14 protein-coding genes are annotated in these 18,055 nt (G+C 54.8%); 4 read left to right on the forward strand and 10 right to left on the reverse strand.

Annotation, left to right across the window (positions count from 1 at the left end; all coding sequences use genetic code 11):
• Positions 1–56 precede the first annotated feature (56 nt).
• The gene (gene rpsB / locus ACP5OT_RS13075; protein ID WP_424675277.1) at positions 57–773 is read right to left on the reverse strand and encodes a 30S ribosomal protein S2; all 717 of its coding nucleotides are present in this window, start codon (positions 771–773) and stop codon (positions 57–59) included.
• 221 nt (positions 774–994) lie between these two features.
• Positions 995–1,510 carry a thiol peroxidase gene (gene tpx, locus ACP5OT_RS13080; protein WP_424675278.1) on the reverse strand — a complete coding sequence of 172 codons (516 nt, stop codon included), beginning with the start codon at positions 1,508–1,510 and terminating at the stop codon, positions 995–997.
• Positions 1,511–1,827: 317 nt separating this feature from the next.
• On the opposite strand from tpx, the gene ACP5OT_RS13085 reads away from it, so the two are divergent.
• The 3 genes from ACP5OT_RS13085 to ACP5OT_RS13095 are packed head-to-tail and all read left to right on the forward strand — an operon-like array spanning position 1,828 to position 4,836.
• On the forward strand, positions 1,828–2,691 hold the full coding sequence (locus ACP5OT_RS13085; protein WP_428112570.1) for an ATP-binding cassette domain-containing protein: 864 nt from the start codon (positions 1,828–1,830) through the stop codon (positions 2,689–2,691).
• A 40-nt stretch (positions 2,692–2,731) separates the two neighbouring features.
• The gene (locus tag ACP5OT_RS13090) at positions 2,732–3,790 is read left to right on the forward strand and encodes an ABC transporter permease (RefSeq protein ID WP_428112568.1); all 1,059 of its coding nucleotides are present in this window, start codon (positions 2,732–2,734) and stop codon (positions 3,788–3,790) included.
• The gene (locus ACP5OT_RS13095; protein ID WP_428132361.1) at positions 3,787–4,836 is read left to right on the forward strand and encodes an ABC transporter permease; all 1,050 of its coding nucleotides are present in this window, start codon (positions 3,787–3,789) and stop codon (positions 4,834–4,836) included. Before ACP5OT_RS13090 ends, ACP5OT_RS13095 begins: the two co-directional genes overlap by 4 nt.
• A 51-nt stretch (positions 4,837–4,887) precedes the next feature.
• On the opposite strand, the gene ACP5OT_RS13100 is transcribed toward ACP5OT_RS13095, so the two are convergent.
• The 5 genes from ACP5OT_RS13100 to ACP5OT_RS13120 form a co-directional block, all read right to left on the reverse strand.
• Positions 4,888–5,643, reverse strand: a complete 756-nt coding sequence (locus ACP5OT_RS13100; protein ID WP_428112564.1) for a DsbA family protein — start codon at positions 5,641–5,643, stop codon at positions 4,888–4,890.
• 72 nt (positions 5,644–5,715) lie between these two features.
• The gene (locus ACP5OT_RS13105; RefSeq protein WP_428132363.1) at positions 5,716–7,065 is read right to left on the reverse strand and encodes a BCD family MFS transporter; all 1,350 of its coding nucleotides are present in this window, start codon (positions 7,063–7,065) and stop codon (positions 5,716–5,718) included.
• 3 nt (positions 7,066–7,068) lie between these two features.
• On the reverse strand, positions 7,069–7,770 hold the full coding sequence (locus ACP5OT_RS13110) for a MerR family transcriptional regulator (protein WP_424675285.1): 702 nt from the start codon (positions 7,768–7,770) through the stop codon (positions 7,069–7,071).
• 27 nt (positions 7,771–7,797) lie between these two features.
• Positions 7,798–8,616 carry an NADPH-dependent oxidoreductase gene (locus ACP5OT_RS13115; protein WP_428132365.1) on the reverse strand — a complete coding sequence of 273 codons (819 nt, stop codon included), beginning with the start codon at positions 8,614–8,616 and terminating at the stop codon, positions 7,798–7,800.
• Positions 8,617–8,779: 163 nt separating this feature from the next.
• A complete protein-coding gene (locus ACP5OT_RS13120; protein ID WP_424675287.1) occupies positions 8,780–10,753 on the reverse strand; it encodes an AAA family ATPase in 1,974 nt (657 codons plus the stop codon).
• Positions 10,754–10,949: 196 nt separating this feature from the next.
• Between ACP5OT_RS13120 and ACP5OT_RS13125 the strand changes: the two genes are divergently transcribed.
• Positions 10,950–11,777 (forward strand): ABC transporter substrate-binding protein, encoded by an 828-nt coding sequence (locus tag ACP5OT_RS13125; RefSeq protein WP_424675288.1) that lies wholly within the window; start codon positions 10,950–10,952, stop codon positions 11,775–11,777.
• A gap of 95 nt (positions 11,778–11,872) precedes the next feature.
• Here the strand turns inward: ACP5OT_RS13125 and ACP5OT_RS13130 are convergent, their stop codons facing one another.
• From ACP5OT_RS13130 to ACP5OT_RS13140, 3 genes are read right to left on the reverse strand one after another with little or no spacing between them, the layout of a single operon-like run.
• Positions 11,873–12,814, reverse strand: coding sequence for a TorD/DmsD family molecular chaperone (locus tag ACP5OT_RS13130; RefSeq protein WP_424675289.1), 942 nt, complete (start codon positions 12,812–12,814; stop codon positions 11,873–11,875).
• Positions 12,811–15,795, reverse strand: a complete 2,985-nt coding sequence (locus tag ACP5OT_RS13135; RefSeq protein WP_428112560.1) for a molybdopterin-dependent oxidoreductase — start codon at positions 15,793–15,795, stop codon at positions 12,811–12,813. Before ACP5OT_RS13135 ends, ACP5OT_RS13130 begins: the two co-directional genes overlap by 4 nt.
• A gap of 13 nt (positions 15,796–15,808) precedes the next feature.
• Positions 15,809–17,488 carry a 4Fe-4S dicluster domain-containing protein gene (locus ACP5OT_RS13140; protein WP_424675291.1) on the reverse strand — a complete coding sequence of 560 codons (1,680 nt, stop codon included), beginning with the start codon at positions 17,486–17,488 and terminating at the stop codon, positions 15,809–15,811.
• Positions 17,489–18,055 lie beyond the last annotated feature (567 nt).

Genomic DNA, 18,055 nt, shown 5'->3' on the forward strand with positions numbered 1-18,055 from the left:
CCATCTTGACAAACGAGCAACTCATCTATTGTTGTGAGTGATCGCTTGGGTAGGGGTTATTCTTGCGACGATTCGCGCCGCCGCATACCCTCAATGGCAGCATCGGCAATTTTGCTGGTCATCAGTCGGATACCGCGGATGGCATCGTCGTTGCACGGGATGACGTAATCGATTGGGTCGGGATCACAGTTGGTGTCAACCATTGCCACAATCGGGATCCCCTCTTTGTCTGCTTCCCGCACCGCTAACTCTTCCTTGCGTGGATCGACGATAAAGATCGCGCCAGGCAGCCGTTCCATACCCTTCAAGCCGGCAAAGACTCGATTGAGACGATCAATCTTCTCTTCGAGTTTTGCCGCTTCTGCTTTGGTGAGGCGAGCAAAATCCCCACGATCGCGCTGCTCTTCCAAATCGCTGAGCAGCTTGAGCCGACGCTTTATTGTCGCAAAGTTGGTTAACGTCCCGCCGAGCCATCGCCGATTAATATAGAACTGACCGGCGCGGATCGCCTCTTCCATCACTGCCTCTTGGGCCTGCTTTTTGGTGCCGACGAAGAGAATTTTCTCGCCGCGCGCTGTAACTTCAGTAATGAACTGATACGCTTGGCTCAACCCAGCAACCGTTTTCTGAAGGTCGATGATGTGAATGCCGTTGCGGGCGGTGAAGATGTACGGCTTCATCTTCGGATTCCAGCGATTCGTTGGGTGACCGAAGTGAGCGCCTGCTTCCAACAATTCTCGAATGGTTACGACGCGCGGTAATTGGTGTGTCATACCCTCTTTTGCTCCTTATCTGGTCAAGGCCGCCTCCACCCATCGTACCTCGCAGTCTAGACCGGTATCACCGGCAGGAGCGACTGCGCCATAGGGTGTGTGTATTTGGCATTCCACAATGCCGACGGGCAGTATAGCATAAGGGAGCGCTGGAGGCAAGCGCTCCCTGCGGTGTTCTTCCTTACAGAGATGTCGAGTAGTGAGGGAATGGTTGCCGTCGCTTACAGCAACGCTTTGAGCGCTGCCAGGGCTGCATCGTAATTCGGCTCTTGACCGGCCACCGGCACGTATTCGCTGTAGCGAATCACTCCGTCGCCGTCAACGACAAAGACGGCACGCTGTTCGATGCGGTAGGCTGGCACATAGGTACCGTAAGCCATGCCGAAGTTCATATCACGATGATCGGACAGCGTTTGAATGGCGTCGGCATGGTGATCGCCGCACCAGCGGGCCTGGGCAAACGGCAGATCGGCGCTGACGGTGATGAAGTTTGCTTGACCGGCTAGGCGTGCGGCCTCTTCGTTGAAGCGTGTGGTCTGCTTGCTGCACACGCCGGTGTCAAGCGAGGGAACGACGCTGATCAGCAGTGGTTTGCCGGCAAAGTCGGCCAGCGTTACCTCTTGCATTTTGTTGTTCACGAGTTTGAAGTCAGGTGCTTTGTCACCGGGCTTTAACTCCGGGCCGACAACTGTCTGTGGGCCGAAGAAGACGAACGCTTCTGGGCGCTCGATGGTCATAATGTGTTCCCTTTCTTCTCAGTATGTCCTCTACGTATGTAGTGTAGGATATGTAAGGTGGAACTGTCAATATTTTGTCTCTTTAATCTGCGGCTTCCTCAGGGGACACGGATAGGTACGGATGTGACGGATTGGCACGGATTTGCGATAATGGTTATCCGTCCGATCCGTGGTCATCCGTCCAATCCGTTTAATCCGTGTCCCCTTACCTACTCATCCGTGTCCCCTTGCATGTTATGAAGACGGTAATATAATGACACCATAGTCACATAAGCCGCCGGCGTTGTGTCGGCGGTTTTGTCTTATGTGAGGTTGCTATGTCCGAACCTACAATTATCGCCGAAGAGCTGACGTATCGCTACGGTGACCTGCTCGCCGTCGATCACATCAGCTTTACCGTCGCACGCGGTGAAATCCTCGGTTTTCTTGGCCCCAACGGTGCCGGTAAATCGACGACTGTCAAGATGCTGACCGGCCAACTTCGCCCTGCTAGCGGGCGTGCAGTGTTGTTAGGAATTGATGTGGCTCGCCACCCAAAACAGGTGCAAGCACGGATTGGGGTGTGCTTCGAGCAGCCTAATCTCTACGAAGAGCTGAGCGGGGTTGAGAATCTCCAGTTATTTGCCCGTCTCTTTGGCGTGCGTGATGTCGATATTCAGGGGTTACTGCGCCGAGTTGGTCTGGATGGTCGCGGTACCGATCTCGTTGGACGATATTCCAAAGGCATGAAACAGCGCCTCATGATCGCGCGCGCATTGGTAAATCGCCCCGATATTCTCTTTCTCGATGAACCAACCGAGGGCCTTGATCCAACCTCTGCTGAGGCAATTCGACGGGTGATCGTCGAAGAGCAGCAACGTGGTGCAACCATCTTTCTCACCACTCACGATATGTACGAGGCCGACCGTCTGTGTCATCGGGTTGCGTTTATCAATAGCGGTAAGATTGTCGCACTTGATACCCCGCATAATCTGAAGCAACAGTACGGTAAACGGATGGTGCGCGCCGAACTCGTTGGTCCCGATGGGACGTTACATACCCGTGAGATTGTTCTCGACCGCCCCGAGACGCCGACTGAGCTTGCCGATTTGCTGGCCCATGAGCATGTAGTGACGTTGCATAGCGAAGAGGCAACCCTCGAAGATATCTTTATTCGTTTAACCGGTCGCGGTTTGGCGTGAACCACCATTACCGATCACCGATATTGCCTGTGGAACTCCTATGAGTGCTGCTGCTGTTTGGGCATTGATCCGTAAGGACGCCCGGCTCTATTTTGCCAACCGGTTGTTTGCATTGGTGACGATATTAGGCTTGGTGGCCTACACTGTCATCTACTTTCTTCTGCCATCAACCGTTGATGAGACGCTTCCGATCGGTCTGGTCATTCCCGATCTGCCACCGGCAATGGCCGAAATACTAAACGATGAGGCCGTTGTGATCACCCAATTTGCGTCGGTCGAAGCATTGCGGGCGGCTGTTGCTGCCGGTGAGGTGACGGTTGGATTTGCCTTCCCTCCTGACCTGTACGATCAGCTCCGTCAAGATGCGCGGCCAACGGTTGAATTACTGTTGGCGCCAACAGTGACACCTGATATTGTCGGTGTCTATGAAGCGGCTGCTCGTGAGCTAAGTTTTAGTCTGATCGGGCAAGAGTTGCCGGTGATGATCAACGAGGTCATCCTCGGACCCGATCTGGCCGGGGCGCAAATCGCACCACGACAACGGATGTTGCCGCTCTTTGCCGTGTTAGTGTTAATGGTTGAGTGTCTAGGTTTGGCCAGTCTTATTGCGGCTGAGGTCGAACAAGGGACGATCCGGGCCTTGTTGGTCACTCCCTTAACGATGCGTGGTCTGTTTGTTGCCAAGAGCTTGTTTGGCTCGTTGTTTGCGTTTGTGCAGGCCGCGTTACTCTTGGCGATTACCGGCGGTTTGGTGAAAGCACCGCTCTTGAACCTGACTGCGCTGTTGATCGGTTCAGTGCTGATGACGGGAGTGGCGTTTTTCATTGCTGCCCTCAGTCGTGATCTGATGTCGGTTATGGGTTGGGGGATGTTGGCGCTGCTGATTATGACCTTACCGACCTTGACTATCCTGACGCCGGGTTTGGCCGCGACTTGGGTTCAGTTTATTCCAACCTATTATCTGGTCGATACGATCTATCGCTCGCTCAATTTCAACGCGGAATGGTCTGAGGTGGGTGCGAATCTGCTCCCCTTGGCTGGCTCAGCCCTGCTCTTGCTCGGCTTGGGTATGGGTATTCTCCAACGGAGGTTTGTATGAGTCTACGCCGCGTTCTGGCCTTACTCTCTCGTGAGATGGTGCAAGGGCCTAAGAATTTCATTTTCATCTTTACGATCGTCGTCCCATTAGGGTTGAGTCTGGCGCTTGGCCTGATCTTTGGCACATTTTTTAGCGGTAAGCCTCGCCTTGGGATCGTCGCTGCCGATCATTCGCGGTTGAGCCAACTCGCCGAAGCCGTACCGGGGTTGATCGTGCGACGCTATTCAACCGAAGCCGAATTGCGTGACGCGACCGCACGGGGAGCTGTGGATGTGGGAGTGGTCATACCCTCCGGTTTCGATCAGCAATTGGCGCGTGACGCAACAAGTGACTTGACCGTCTTTGTTTGGGGCGAGAGTTTACTCCGCGATCGCATATTGATCGGCACTGCCCTGGCCGATTGGTTGCGCACGTTGGCCGGCCATGAGCTACCGGTAACGATCAAGACAACGCTGCTTGGTGCAAACAATACACTGACATGGCAGCAGCGTTTGTTGCCGTTGTTGGTATTGATGACAGTGGTCTTTGGGTCATTGATGTTGCCGGCTTCTTCGTTGGTGAGTGAGAAGCAGCACTGTACTCTGACGGCGTTGTTAGTTACGCCGGCTACCCGTGGCGAGATTTATATTGCGAAGGGAATCCTCGGTGTTGGGTTGAGTGTAGTGATGGCGGTATTTGTACTGGCGTTGAATGGGGCATGGAGCGATCAGATAGGCTTAGTGCTGCTGGTGTTATTCCTCGGTGCGGTGTTGTCGGCGGAGGTTGGTATTCTGATTGGGGTACTGGTTTGTGACATTAATTCGCTCTTTGCTACTGTAAAAGCGCTCGGTTTGGTGCTCTATGCACCAGCCTTGATTGCCCTTTTCCCTGAGCTACCTCAGTGGATTGCCCAAATCTTCCCAACGTTTTATATGGTCGATCCGGTGATCGCGTTGGTACAGCGTGGTGCGATCTTCCAGGATATTGCCGGTCAGTTGGTTGTTTTAGTCGGTATGATAGTGGGGATTGCGGTGGCCTTGCGTTTTGTCCGCGAACGGAGTGCTTGAAAACGCAAAGCCCCGGCGGGAGTAAAAGGTATGCAAGGTGCTTGTGGCGGGCTAGGGTTTTGCCAATTGTCGGATCAAACTCGCGAAGTTCTCAAACGGTAAAGCACCTCGCACGATCTGACCGTTGATCAAGAAGTTCGGCGTCGAATTGACCCCCAGTTGCGTCGCCACCGCCACCTCATTCAGAACCGCAACTTCGGTGGCCGGATCATCGAGGCACGTCGTGAGTTGAGCAGTATCAACACCTAGCTTGCCGGCTAATTCTACCAAAACGGGTCGATCGCGCCGGGGGACACCGCCCCACTCAATGTTATGGGTCTGAAACAACATCTCATACACCGGCCAAAACCGATCTTGGGCCGCGGCGCAGTGTGCGATGCTGGCTGCCAGTACTGCCGAAGCGTGGATCGAGGTTAGTGGAAAGTCTCGCACGACTAGTCGGACTACACCGGCCTCGACAAACTCACTGATGAGGCGAGAGCGTGTCTCGCTCACAAACCGCGCGCAGAAGGGACATTCATAGTCGGTGAATTCGATCATCAACACCGGTGCGTTGGGGTCGCCTAATGCACGTGGATCATCAGGCGTGAGGTTTAGCAGCGCTACCACATCACGTGTCGGTTGGGGAGTTGAGGTGGGCAGTGTGAGTTCGGTGGGCGCCGGTGGAACGGTCGGTAACCCTTGCAGGGCTACTTGGGTTTGCCGAATTTCGATCGGTGAACGCGTGGGGGCTGGTGGTGCCGCACTACCGCAACCGACGAAGAGCACAACCAAGATGACAATCCATAATGACAATATACGCATCATAACATTTGTTTACCGGTGGCTGATGATGTGCTGCACACCGGCAATGATCAATCGGTGACTATATGCTCTCACTTACCCATCGGCTGCCGCGAGGGTGGCCGATGGGCCTAGCGGGCGACTTTCACCACGCACAAAGCCAGGCACATCCACCCGTTGCAAGATGGCAATGCACACAAACAGCCCTAGCGCTTCGAGTAAGAAGACGCTGGCATACGCTATAGTATACGATCCGCTGAAGAATAGCGCAATATCACGTATCGCACCACCGGCAAAAATACCTAAGCCGCGGAAGAGCAGTTGAGTCATCGACCACAAGCCGAGGTACGCCGCCGCATGCCGCTCGGTCGTCATTGCAGCCAGTAATGAGACGGCTCCCACCGTGTAGATACCGAACCCTAGCCCAAACAGAACCAACACCGGGATCAACAGTGCTTGCCATTCGGTCAGCGCAATGACACTCAGCAAAAACAACGGTATCCCCGTTAGCGCTAGACCGATCTTAGCTACGCTGGTCTGCTCGTGGGCTGCACGATGGCGAGTAACATAGACTGTGCCAAGGAGGCTCACCACTACTCCCGCCCCCCAATACGCATTGAAGCGGGTGGTCTGACCGTTATCGAGGCCAAATACATCACCGCCAAACGGTTCGAGCACTGCATCTTGGGCAAAGGCACTAACGGCGCCAAGAGCCAGAAACATGAAGAACCAGCGTGCTCGCGGGTCAGACCACATCTGCCGTAAGAGAGGCAAAAATGGCTCGGGCGGCGTCGGGTCGACCGCTGCCGTTGTTTCTGCCGGTCGTTCGGCGCCCCACAGTGCAAACGCGATAAACGCAAACGCGATGGTCATACCGATCAAAACCAGGCGCCAGAAACTGGCCTGATCGTAGACCGGCATCAATCGTCCGTAGATCACGCCGGCCAACGGGAAGCTAATGACGAGAAACACTTGCACAATCGCCAACGCTTGCCCACGTCGAGTCGGTGGCGCACTATCGCGTACCAGACTCAGGTACGTAGCCCCTGAGATCAAGGTACCGATACCGTAAATCAAGAAAGCGACAAAGGCGAGCGACCATCCCAAGACCGAGCCGGGATCTTCGGCCAGCAAAGCTGTGACGAAGGGCAAGATCGGCAGTGAGAGCAGCATTGGTAACCGTCCACCCCAAATAAAGGGTAAGCGGCGCAGAGTACCGGGTGGACGTAAATCCGATCGATAACCGGCCCAGACGCTCAACGGGGCTAGCAGATAGCGTAATGCCGATAGTAATGCCACCGGGGTCGCCGCCAGGGCGAGATCGGTAATGAGAATCCGATTAAGAACCCCAGAAGTCAACAGATCAATGAAAGATGAACCGATATGAAAGGTACCAAGTTTCAGTGTGCGTGGTAGGTTGAGGCGTTGCTCATTTGTTAGTTTCACAGTTTACTCCTCTGCTTCATAACCGGCAACGACTGACAGTTGCACCTCGTTAGCCACGCGACTAATCCGCCGTAAGAGGCGAGCGCTGTCGGCAGGACGCACATGTGCTTCTTCAGGTAGATCCATCGCTGCTTCGACCAACGAATCACGGAAGAATAGAGCAGCAGCAATGGCATCGCTAAGCGACAGCCCACTTGCACGGGCAAGCTGCGCATAGCTTCTCCCGATAGCGCGAGCTTCATCGAGCAGCGGGCTATGTTCATCATGTGAACTTACGTAGCGAAGCACTACTCCCATCAATTGTTGTCCAACCCGCCGCCACGCCAATCGCTCGTTGTCGCTCATCTTCTGCATCCACGCCGGTGTTACCGCCGGATTGGTCAGGTCGCTGCGGGTTTGGGCGAGTGCCTTGCTAGCGAGTACGCTACTAATCGATTGGGCCGGCATTGGTCGGCGAGCGGCCAACGCTAGAATGTCGGCACGGGCAAAACGACGGTGACCGCCGGGGGTGATGTAAACCGGTATGGCTCCTTCGTCAGCCCAGCGGCGTAGCGTTGAACTATGTACACCGAGTAATTGGCTGGCCGCTGATAGAGAAAGGTAAGCTGGTGGGTCTTTCTCACGCATAAGGTTGTAGTCATTGTCGGCCAAAAACGTTACTGAACGATACGTTGCTCCGGTTTGAACCGCGTGCGGTTTCGACACAAGAATCTTTATAAAGCTAACTAAATCTTAGTATAACATATCTCCCGCCACACGCAGCACATGGCGGCCTGAAAGGCTTTGCGGACCGGCGACACGTCGTGACGAATGATCTGCCCAATCGCCCTCCACGTTCATCTGTTGAGCGGTGTAGAATGCGTTCATTGTCGCATTGTAGCGCTCAACCGCCGGTGGTATCTGTTCTGGCTGGTACACTTCTCGATGCAAAACCGCTGCTTGCGGTAGTCGCGGTTTAATAGCTGCCGGACGAGCGGGATTGGGCCAGCCAACGCACATACCGAAGACCGGCATCACCATTGGCGGCAATTGGAGTTCGCCGGCGACTTCAAGCGGATGATTACGGATTGCGCCAATGTACACAATGCCAAGACCGAGTGCCTCGGCTGCAATCGCCGCATTCTGGGCAGCGAGAGCAGCATCGATAACGCCGACAAGCCACATTTCAAGATAATCGAGTCCCTCATGTGGCATTTGGCGCGTTTCGGCAGCATGGGCAAGCCGGGCGAGGTCGGCCAGCCAGACGAGGAAGAGCGGAGCACGTCGGATCTGGTTTTGATTGCCGGCCAAAGTTGCTAACCGATCTTTACGTTCAGGATCGGTCACTGCCACAACGCTCCACGTTTGCAAGTTCGATGAGGTAGAGGCTGACTGAGCAGCAGCAATCATTGTTTCGAGCACCCCTTCCGGCAACGGCTCATTGCTGTAGGAACGCACCGATCGGTGGCTTAACAGCAGATCGACGACGGGGTGGCTGATAATCGTGGCAGGTATATCTGCGCCGTATCGCTGATGCAGTAACTCTTGCGTGGTGAGTACAGAGTTGGTCATGTTACTCCTCAATACGGATCGGTCAATCCTACGTGCTGATTATACACGGTTTATCTAGCAAAGCGTGGCAGCATGCAGCTATGTCCGAGCGAAAACAAAGCCCCTTATGACCGTATGGTCAGGGGGCCGGTAACAACAAGCAGTGCAACAAACGCCTTACGAGCTATGCCTGAGTATTAGGATCAGGTTGGGGTCCGTTGGCGTCGCGCCGTTGCGCATCAATGATCGTAATTTCCGGTGCAGGCTGTTTGGGCGCCGGTAACACGACCTGCTCGCGCCGTCGGCGGACTAGTGTCGTATTCGATGGCGTTAATGCAGCCGCAAAGCCAAAGGCTGGTCGCTCAGGCTTCTCGTTCGGTGGTAAGTAGGGATGTTCGGCCTCAACGCGCGCCAAGATCTCTTTCACATCAATGTCGGTCAGCTCGTTGCGTAAGATCAGCGCTTCAGCAATTGCAATCACCGCCATTCGGTTCCGTTCAAGCATTTGCTTGACAATCCGGTACTGCTCTTGCAAGATTGCTTCAACCCGTGGCTTTACATCTGGCGCCGAAAGGCCCTGCATACCGAAAAGGAGGTACGAGAAGAAACTGTTATCCATGCCATACGCACCGACCATCATTGCGGCAATGCCGGTTGCGCTCTGCAAGTCACTGGTTACGCCACTCATTTGTGTGCCGAGGAACAGTTCTTCGGCAGCACGGCTCGCCAGTGCGATCTTGATCCGGTCAAGCAGTTCTTCACGGGTGCGGGTATGGATCTCCTCTTCTGGTTTCCAAGCCGCAAAACCTAGCGCATTGCCGTGGCGAACGATCGTCACTTTGGTGAGGCGTTCTTTCTTCAGCAGCTTAACTGCCGCGTAGGCGTGACCGGCCTCATGGTAGGCAATACGTCGGCGCTCTTCATACGACATACTACGGATCGGTTGCTTCAATCCCCATTCATGGATCTCGCGAGCCTGCGTGAAGTCCCAATAGTTAATCGCCGAGCGGCCATCGAAGTGAGCATGGATCGTCGCTTCGTTTATCACATACTTGATCGCCACCGGTGTATAACCGATTGTATCGGCAACCATACGGTCAATCGGCATCGGTTCGTGCTTGACCTTACTCAGGTAGTATTCGATCACCTCGCGACGCCCATCGGCATCAGGTGGTTCGACGGCGATCTTGCGGTCGAAGCGACCGGGACGCAACAGCGCAGCATCAAGCGTCTCGGCGAGGTTAGTCGCAGCCATTGTTAGCACGGGAGGCATATCGGCTTTTCCGCGGCGGAGGCCGACGAGGCGCAGGAGCTTGCCCCACCACGTCTGCTCTTGCGGCGGTGGGTCCATCTGAAGCAATAGCTCGTTCAGTAAGCTGCTTCCACCACCCATCATCCCGCCAACACCCATCACCACATTCTCCCGGTTATTCATACCGGCGCCGGCTGCGCCTGTGCCCATCAGATTTGGGCTACGGGCGGCTCCAATCGCATCAATTTCGTCAATGAACAAGATGCAGGCACCGTACTCTCGGGCCAGACGGCGAGCTTTGCGGTAAAGGTTCATGACCTTGATATTGCCCATGCCCATCCATGCCGAGAGGAGTGAAGGTGCGCTCAGATAGCCGAACGGTACACCGGCTTCCGTTGAGATAGCTTGGGCAAGGTAGCTTTTACCGGTACCGGGCGGGCCAATCAATAAAATGCCGCGGGTGACTTCACCACCCATCTGCTTGAACTCTTTCGCACCCTTGAGTAGGGTAACGACCCGGCGTGCAGCTTCGAGTACTTCAGGGTTACCGCGATAGTCTTTAAAGCTGACGCCTGTTTCACCCGGCTTGACCCAGTAGATGCGGGTGCGGGCCATGAAAAAGTACATCAGCCAGAACTGGAATCCGATGAAGAAGAAGAGGTAGACGGCAACCGGAATGATTTGCAGAATCAGGTTGCCGATTTCACCGGTAACAATGATCTCGAAAATGCCAGGTAGCAGATTAACCGCCAGCCAAATACCAATACTGAGGAAGAGCATAAATCGGAGAAACCGGAATAGCTTCCAATTCCACCGCTCGAAAAGTTTGCTAATTTTCTTCTCAAGCTCTTGCTCTCGTTGGTTGGAGGGTGGTTGAGGGGTTGGACGGTAAGGCTCAATTGCCATGCGCGACTCCCGTTTGTGAATTGAGATACGGCTGCGCAATTTGCGCTAACAGAGGGAAATGGCTTTGTGCTATGATGTCTGCTTACTATTTCAAGTATACCGATGGATAAACGAGCGGTCAAGGCGCGAAAATGAGAAAGCTCTAAGGAAGCTTACGTGAGTAGTGCGGTTAGGCTGTATCTTATAGGGGTGACAAATGAACGTCGGTCAATGGCAACGCTGGCTGGATGGGTGCGCGATTGTGGTGGTGCTTGCTTACGCTTGGCTTGCGTGGAATGTGAATCAGGCCGTGACACCGATCGATCCGGTGTATGCCGGTATTCGCGCGCGCGGTGTCTTGCGTGTTGCCGTCGATGTCGGTTATCGCCCATTTGCCGAAGAGCGTGCTGGCGAATTGGTGGGATTTGATATCGATCTGGTGCGTGCAATCGGACGTGAGCTTGGGGTCGACGTGGTTTTTATCCGTAGTGGTTTCGATGCGCTGTACGATCAGTTAACCGGTCAACAGGCCGATCTGATCGCAGCAGCGTTACCGTATGCCCCTGAACAGGGCTATCGTGCCCGCTTTTCGCGCCCCTATTTTGATGGCGGGTTAATGTTAGTGACGCAGGTCGATAGTACAATTAGGCAGCTTGCCGATCTGCAAGATCGACGTTTGGGGGTTGTACTGGGCAGCGAAGGTGATTCATTAGCTCGCCGTTTTGCATTGCAGACACCGGTGACGCTCATTGAAACCGATGAGATTGCGCCATTGGTGCAAGGGTTGCGTGCCGGTACGATTGATGCTGCTATTCTCGATCGCGTGGTGGCGTTGGGAGCAATAGCTGCCGGCGATCTGCGGATCGCGGCTGCATTGAGCTACGAACCGTATGTGTTAGCGATGCCGGCGGCGGCGTTTCAACTTGAGTCTGAAATCAACCGGGTTTTGGCCCGCCTGGAAGAACGCGGTGAGCTACAAGCATTGCAGCTTTTGTGTCGAAATAAAATGCTAATTATCGAGCATCCGCCTGGAAGAACGCGGTGAGCTACAAGCATTGCAGCAGCGGTGGATGGGTAGTCATGATCCGGTTCGTGAATAGATGCAATAACCTGCCGACCATCCACGTTGTGAGCGGCAAGCTATTGTTCGGTTGTTAACCAGTTGGTATCGGCCAGGCGTGCTACCCACGGTTCCAGCAATGGTTGCCACAACGGTTGCGTGTCGCTGAGGCGGTGTAACTCCGCAAGCTCGGTGGCGAACAGCTCACGTAGCATGTCGATCAATTCACCGACCTGATCGAATTGACCGGCGGTTTCAAACAAGGTACGTGCCATCGTAAATCGGTCAGCGATGGGAATGCTAAAACCGAGCCGACGGGCGAGCATCGAACAATCTGCGCGACTGAGAAAAATACCCGATTTAGTCGGGGTAATCAAATAGCGGATAAGCGCACTCAGATCGGTCTCGTCGGCGGCGGGATTCGCCGGTTGTAAAGGGATGTAGGTCGTATGCGATACCTGCTCACCTGCCAGCCGTTCGAGTTCACTACCGAGCAGTTCCAGCAGGAATGTGGTAAGTGTTTGGTAAAAGGGGTGAGCCGGAATGCGTTGAACGGCACGTACCCAGATTGGCGCCCAGGCGGCGATATGACAGTGGAGAAATGTAGCCGTGCGTTGGCGCGCCCAGCGCACTAGCGCATGATCATGTTGCGCCAACGCGGCGTGCTCGGTAGCAATGAGGCGTGCCAGCAGAATCAGTTCTAGCCCGATATGATCGGGGGCACCGATGTTATATTCAGGAGTAAATCCACACTCAGCATAAAAATGAGCAACCTGTTCAGCCACAGCCGTATTGAGCATTAACTCCTCATCGCGATAGATCGATTCATAAGGATAGACATTGCGACCGAACAGATATTCGTAAGCAATCGCCAACGCTTCTGGCCCGTCAGCCATCACAGCCGCCAATTCCGGCAACGACGCCGCCTCCGCCACATCAGCGGCGGTCGGCGGCGCCAACAACTGGCGGCCGATCAGGTCTGCCAACGCATAGCGGGCTACCAGATCGGCGTCCGTGTTCACGATTTTTTCTCCACTACCTTAGCACCCTTCCATTGTGGCAGTACGTATGCTTCGCGATCCGGGCGGAAGGGCCGCAACAACCAGTGTGGTCGGCGTAAACCATTCGGTGACACCTGCGATGCCGGTCGGGTCATTGCCAACCATTCACGGTAAATTTCATGCGCACGCTTGGTATCAACGTAAATATCACCGTAGCGGTCATTCGGCCCAGCCCGCTCAAGGCGCACTTTCTGGTGCCAGCAGTGCATACCACTGATCGGGTCAGGATGCACAGGGAAGGTGAGGTTCTGGTGAACGCCGGCATCTTCCCACCAGATCCGTGACGTGTCGGGGTCCTCACTCTTGTAAGGTTGAATGCCGTGGATCTGCCGCATCTTCCATTGACCATCACCTTCTTGCTTCAGCTCAACAAGCGCTGTAGACAGCCGGCCACCGCCATCTTCTTGGAGGCGCCAGCGCCCCAGATGGTGCGAACATGCGATGACACCAGGGCGAATACCCTCGGTGACCCACACCCGATCAACGAAATACCCGATTTCGGTAACAACCTTAATCAGATCACCGGTACGCACCCCCAACCGTTCGGCATCGCTGGTATGGATCCAGACCGGGTTCTTGTGACTGATCTCGTACAACCACTTCGCGTTGCCACTGCGCGTATGGATCAGCGTTGGAAGCCGGAACGTTGAGAGAAGCACCGCCTCATTCTTGCTACGGTCGATCTTACTGGGATGGACGTGGCTATGGATGTAGGTCGGGATTGCGTACTCCGGCCAACCCCAATCGCGCAGCGTTGTCGAATAGAATTCGAGTTTACGCGACGGCGTAGGAAAACCGGTAACTAAGGAACCATCCTCAAGTTTGATTCCAATCGGACGCCCACGTTCTGGGTCAGGCTCGAAGTAGGGAACCGGGGTAATGTTTGACGACGGTGGAGCTGGTGTCTTAGTGTAGACGATACCGGTCTCCGGGTCGACAGTCGCATTCGCCAGTTCATTTGCAGCAAGTGGTTTATCGAACGTTGGCATCACGCCTTTGCGCAGCTCAAATGCACCATACTTCCGCATATATTCAAGTGGCGTAAGGCCCTCTTTCGCCGCTGCTTCTGGCAGACCGGGGACGTGATTCTCGAACATCCAGCCGTACAGCTCATCGACGGTAATCTTCTGACCTGGCCGATAAGGACTCTCGAATGTCTTGCGGATACCAAGCTTACCGTCGGGATCAATCCGCCACGACAACTCGATCCAGAACTCGGTCTCCTCCCACACTTCGCCAGGATTCGCCTCGCGCGTATCCTTCACCGGCTTGCCCAAGCGACGCATCGCCTCACGCAACACAGGCTGGCGGAATGCGATCCAGCAGCCGGCGTGGGTTTCTTGACTCATGAGGTCGTGACGTTCGGCACCTACTCCCATCGGCAAGATATAGTCGGCGAACCAACCTGTTTCGCTCCAGGTTGGTGAGAGGTGAACGTGCAGGCCGATCTTACTCTCGTCAGTCAGCACTTCGAGCCAGCTCATACCGTCGGGATTGGTCCACAGTGGGTTGTAAACACGGGTGAAATAGGTGTCAACCTTCCCCCGACCTTCTTTGAGGAAGTGTGGCAGGAGAATGCTAAGCTCGTAGAACGTCAGCGGATACTCTTGCGGCCATGTCAATTCATTCCACACCTTTACGTGTGGCGCCATATTGGGATGGCGGGGGACCCACTTATCCCAGACATTCGCCGAGGTACCACCCTCAACGCCAATCGAACCGGTCAACACGTTGAGGAACCAGAGGCAGCGTGCGATCATCCAGCCACCAAGGTTAGCGCTGGTTGCGCTACGCCAGCTATGCGTCGCCAGTTTCCCATCGCAACGAGCGATCATTTTGGCGACTCGCTCGATCTGTTCAGCGCTCACGCCACTCTCTTGGGCAGCAAACTCGAACGTATACTGGGCGTACAGCTCTTGGAGTTTCATCTCAAAATGTTCAAAGCTGACCGGGACATCAGGGTGCTCGGCGCGGAGATAATCGGCCCAGTTCGTCCAGCGTCGCACGAAGTCGCGATTATACTGACCGGTACGGATAAGATAATTGGCAATCGCTAACAGAATTGCCGCTTCGCTGCCCGGCCACGGTGAAAGCCACTCATCGGCCATCGACGCTGTGTTCGAGAGGCGAGTATCGAGCACGATCAACTTTGCACCGGCCATTTTACCCTCCATAATGCGCTGAGCATGGGGGTTGAAGTAGTGGCCGGTTTCGAGGTGCGAGCTGATCAGGAGAATAACACGTGCATTCGCATGATCGGGCGATGGTCGGTCGTAGCCCATCCACATCGCCTGGCCGCAGCGCGCACCCGACGAACAGACATTGGTATGCGAATTGTGAGCGTCGACGCCCCAGGCGGGCAGCACCCACTCCATAATACCATCGTGGCCGGGACGGCCCACGTGGTAGATAATCTCTGTCTGACGTTTCTCAATAATTGCCTTCCGAATGCGCGCAGCAATCTGGTTGAGGGCTTCGTCCCATGAAACGCGCACCCATTTCCCTTCGCCACGCTTACCGGCGCGCTTCAGCGGGTAGAGAATCCGATCTGGATCGTAGACCTGATTAAGGGTGGCCGGCCCCTTCGCGCAATTGCGACCGCGGCTACCGGGATGGAGCGGGTTTCCCTCAAACTTCTTGATCTTCAGCGTTTCAACATCGACATACGCGAGTAACCCACAAGCGCTCTCACAGTTGAAGCAGACGGTCGGCACAAGGGTATAATGGCGGGGCACCTTGCGCGGCCAGTGCTTCGGATCGTACTCCGTCCAATCGTTCCAACGTTCGACCGGTGGATAATCACGGAGTTCGCTCCTTACCGGATTAGTCGTCGGTGCAGCGTTCGTGACATAGCGCTCGACCGGTGGTGCAAGCGGTTCGACCCGCTTTGCTGTCTGTTGTCCGAGTGTTCCTAACAAGCGGTTGAGGAATGACGTCGCCATGACTACACCTTTCTTAACTGTTCGGCACGTGTTGCGGCGCCATGACGAAAGCGTATTCGAAGGCGTACAACCCGGCGATGGTTGCTATCCCGGCCACGGCCAACAGTGGCACGGCCAATGCTGGAGCAAGGAGGACTAGTCCGAGCAAGATCACCGGCACAATGTGACCAAGGCCAATCGCACCTTGCCAGAAGTGGTTGCGATAGCGACCGTGGCTAATATCGTGCTTGGCGCGTGCAGCGACTTCGCTAGCGTGCGGAATGCCGAATTCACCGACCAGGATCATAAAGAGGTCAAGTACTAAGCTACCGGCAAAGAGCCACACGAGCAGGTTCGCAAATTCCGTTGGCATTGACATAAATGGCACAAAGAGCAACAAGGTTCCAGAACCGACCATAAGTGCCTGTACCAGCAAGTGGGCAGGCAAGAGCGGGCTTTGCCAGAGGTCGCGCCCTTCGGCTTGCGCAAAGAGGAATGCTGTGTAAATAGCGGCCAAGACGGCCAACGGCATCCCAAGCCAAGCAAGTACCGGTCGCAAGCCGGCAATCGTCGCTTCTGACCAGAAATTGAGCGCTGCACCGGCCTCAGCCAGGAACCAAAGCCCACCAATAGCCGAGAAGCCGATCAACACAAACGCACCGCGGGTAAGCCAACTGCGCCACTGTGGGCGAGTGAGGATGGTGTAGAACATCAACGGCTTATCAAGATCGAAGACCAGCAAACCAGTTGTAATTGCAATAAAGAGTAGGCTGACGAAGAGAGCGGTTGCCAGTAGTGGGGCGGACAACTGGGCTAAACCGAGACCAACAGCGGCAGCAATTGCCATAAAGATGCCACTGCCGATCCCTTTCGTGACCAGATAGGCCGGTACCGGCCAGTGCCACGGAATCTTATGCTGGGCATTATAACCGGTCTGTACCATATGGCCGGCGACTCGTCCACCTAACATCAATGCACTACTGCCGCTACCCATCCCTTGCTCGCGCGGTACACGAATAGTAGCGCCCGAAGCGGCGGTGAGCGGGATCACTTCGCGTGTTACTTTAGGCTTGCCGTTCCCGTTGTGGTGACCAACCAACTGCTCGCTGACAACATCGGCCCACATGAAAGTGGAGGCCACCGGGGCAGCGGTGGGAGTAAGTGTTGTTTGGTCGGCATCGATGTAGAACAACTTAGGCGCAGTGCCTTGCTCGGGTTTGCGCACCGATACCGGTTCACGGGCGATTAATTGACTGATCAAGCTATTGGGATCATCGAGGTCGCCAGAAATGATTGCCTGTTCGGGACAAACAATCTCGCAAGCCGGTTTGAGACCTTGATCGATCCGGTGGACGCAGAAGTGGCACTTTGCGGCGTTGTGTGTTTCAGGATCGATGTAGATTGCATCGTAGGGACAGGCTTGCATACAGGCCTTGCATCCGATACACACCTTCGGATCGAACTCGACAATTCCGTCGGTGCGCTGATACATGGCCGTAACCGGACAGATGCGGACACAAGGTGGGTTGGCGCAATGGTTGCAGCGGGTAACTTGGAAGTGTCGGCGTGTGTTAGGGAAAGTTCCAGTTTCAACGTACTTAACCCATGTGCGGTACACCCCAAGTGGTACTTCATTTTCCGACTTGCAGGCGGTACTGCATGCATGGCAGCCAATACACTTCCGCTGATCGATGAGGAAGCCGTAGTTTGTCATGACCAGCTCTTTCTGGCTATGTATACTGATGATCTTAGTCTTATGACATACTAGCATAGAACCAATTATCGAACAAGTAGATATTTTCGATAAATAGCATCAGTTTTATGCATAGAAAACTCATACTAGCCGAGACGGAATGCAACAGATCGGCGAGGTATATCCATTACAGCATATTGTAGTTAGTATTGGTACATGTTTCAGGGGTGATACGCATAGCTGGTTGGGTTTGGAATAGCGCTATTGTCTAGAAGATGTCTCGCTTCGCTCGACATGACAGGTGAGTGGATGGCGCGGAACGAGATATGACCGGGAAGGGGATGGTGCGTAGTACTTGCTATGACCAGGCCCGGCGGCCCCCTCTTTGCACCTCCACCATTGTCATTTCGAGCGCAGCGAGCAATCTTTACGTCTTTGCACCTCCACCATTGTCATTTCGAGCGCAGCGAGCAATCTTACCATCCGTCTCACGACGCTTGAGATGATGTTGTTGAAGATGTCTCGCTTCGCTCGACATGACAGGTGAGTGGATGGCGCGGAACGAGATATGACCGGTCGCTCGACATG

Origin of the sequence: Chloroflexus sp. (genome assembly GCF_049970315.1) — a bacterium.
Lineage (GTDB): Bacteria > Chloroflexota > Chloroflexia > Chloroflexales > Chloroflexaceae > Chloroflexus.

Bases quoted from the DNA above. Each gene is read 5' to 3' on its own strand.
- ACP5OT_RS13140 (WP_424675291.1), bottom strand. From the start codon at position 17,488: ATGACAAACTACGGCTTCCTCATCGATCAGCGGAAGTGTATTGGCTGC.
- ACP5OT_RS13115 (WP_428132365.1), bottom strand. From the start codon at position 8,616: ATGACCAACTCTGTACTCACCACGCAAGAGTTACTGCATCAGCGATAC.
- ACP5OT_RS13135 (WP_428112560.1), bottom strand. From the start codon at position 15,795: ATGGCGACGTCATTCCTCAACCGCTTGTTAGGAACACTCGGACAACAG.
- ACP5OT_RS13095 (WP_428132361.1), top strand. From the start codon at position 3,787: ATGAGTCTACGCCGCGTTCTGGCCTTACTCTCTCGTGAGATGGTGCAA.
- ACP5OT_RS13100 (WP_428112564.1), bottom strand. From the start codon at position 5,643: ATGATGCGTATATTGTCATTATGGATTGTCATCTTGGTTGTGCTCTTC.
- ACP5OT_RS13120 (WP_424675287.1), bottom strand. From the start codon at position 10,753: ATGGCAATTGAGCCTTACCGTCCAACCCCTCAACCACCCTCCAACCAA.
- tpx (WP_424675278.1), bottom strand. From the start codon at position 1,510: ATGACCATCGAGCGCCCAGAAGCGTTCGTCTTCTTCGGCCCACAGACA.
- ACP5OT_RS13125 (WP_424675288.1), top strand. From the start codon at position 10,950: ATGAACGTCGGTCAATGGCAACGCTGGCTGGATGGGTGCGCGATTGTG.
- ACP5OT_RS13085 (WP_428112570.1), top strand. From the start codon at position 1,828: ATGTCCGAACCTACAATTATCGCCGAAGAGCTGACGTATCGCTACGGT.
- ACP5OT_RS13090 (WP_428112568.1), top strand. From the start codon at position 2,732: ATGAGTGCTGCTGCTGTTTGGGCATTGATCCGTAAGGACGCCCGGCTC.
- rpsB (WP_424675277.1), bottom strand. From the start codon at position 773: ATGACACACCAATTACCGCGCGTCGTAACCATTCGAGAATTGTTGGAA.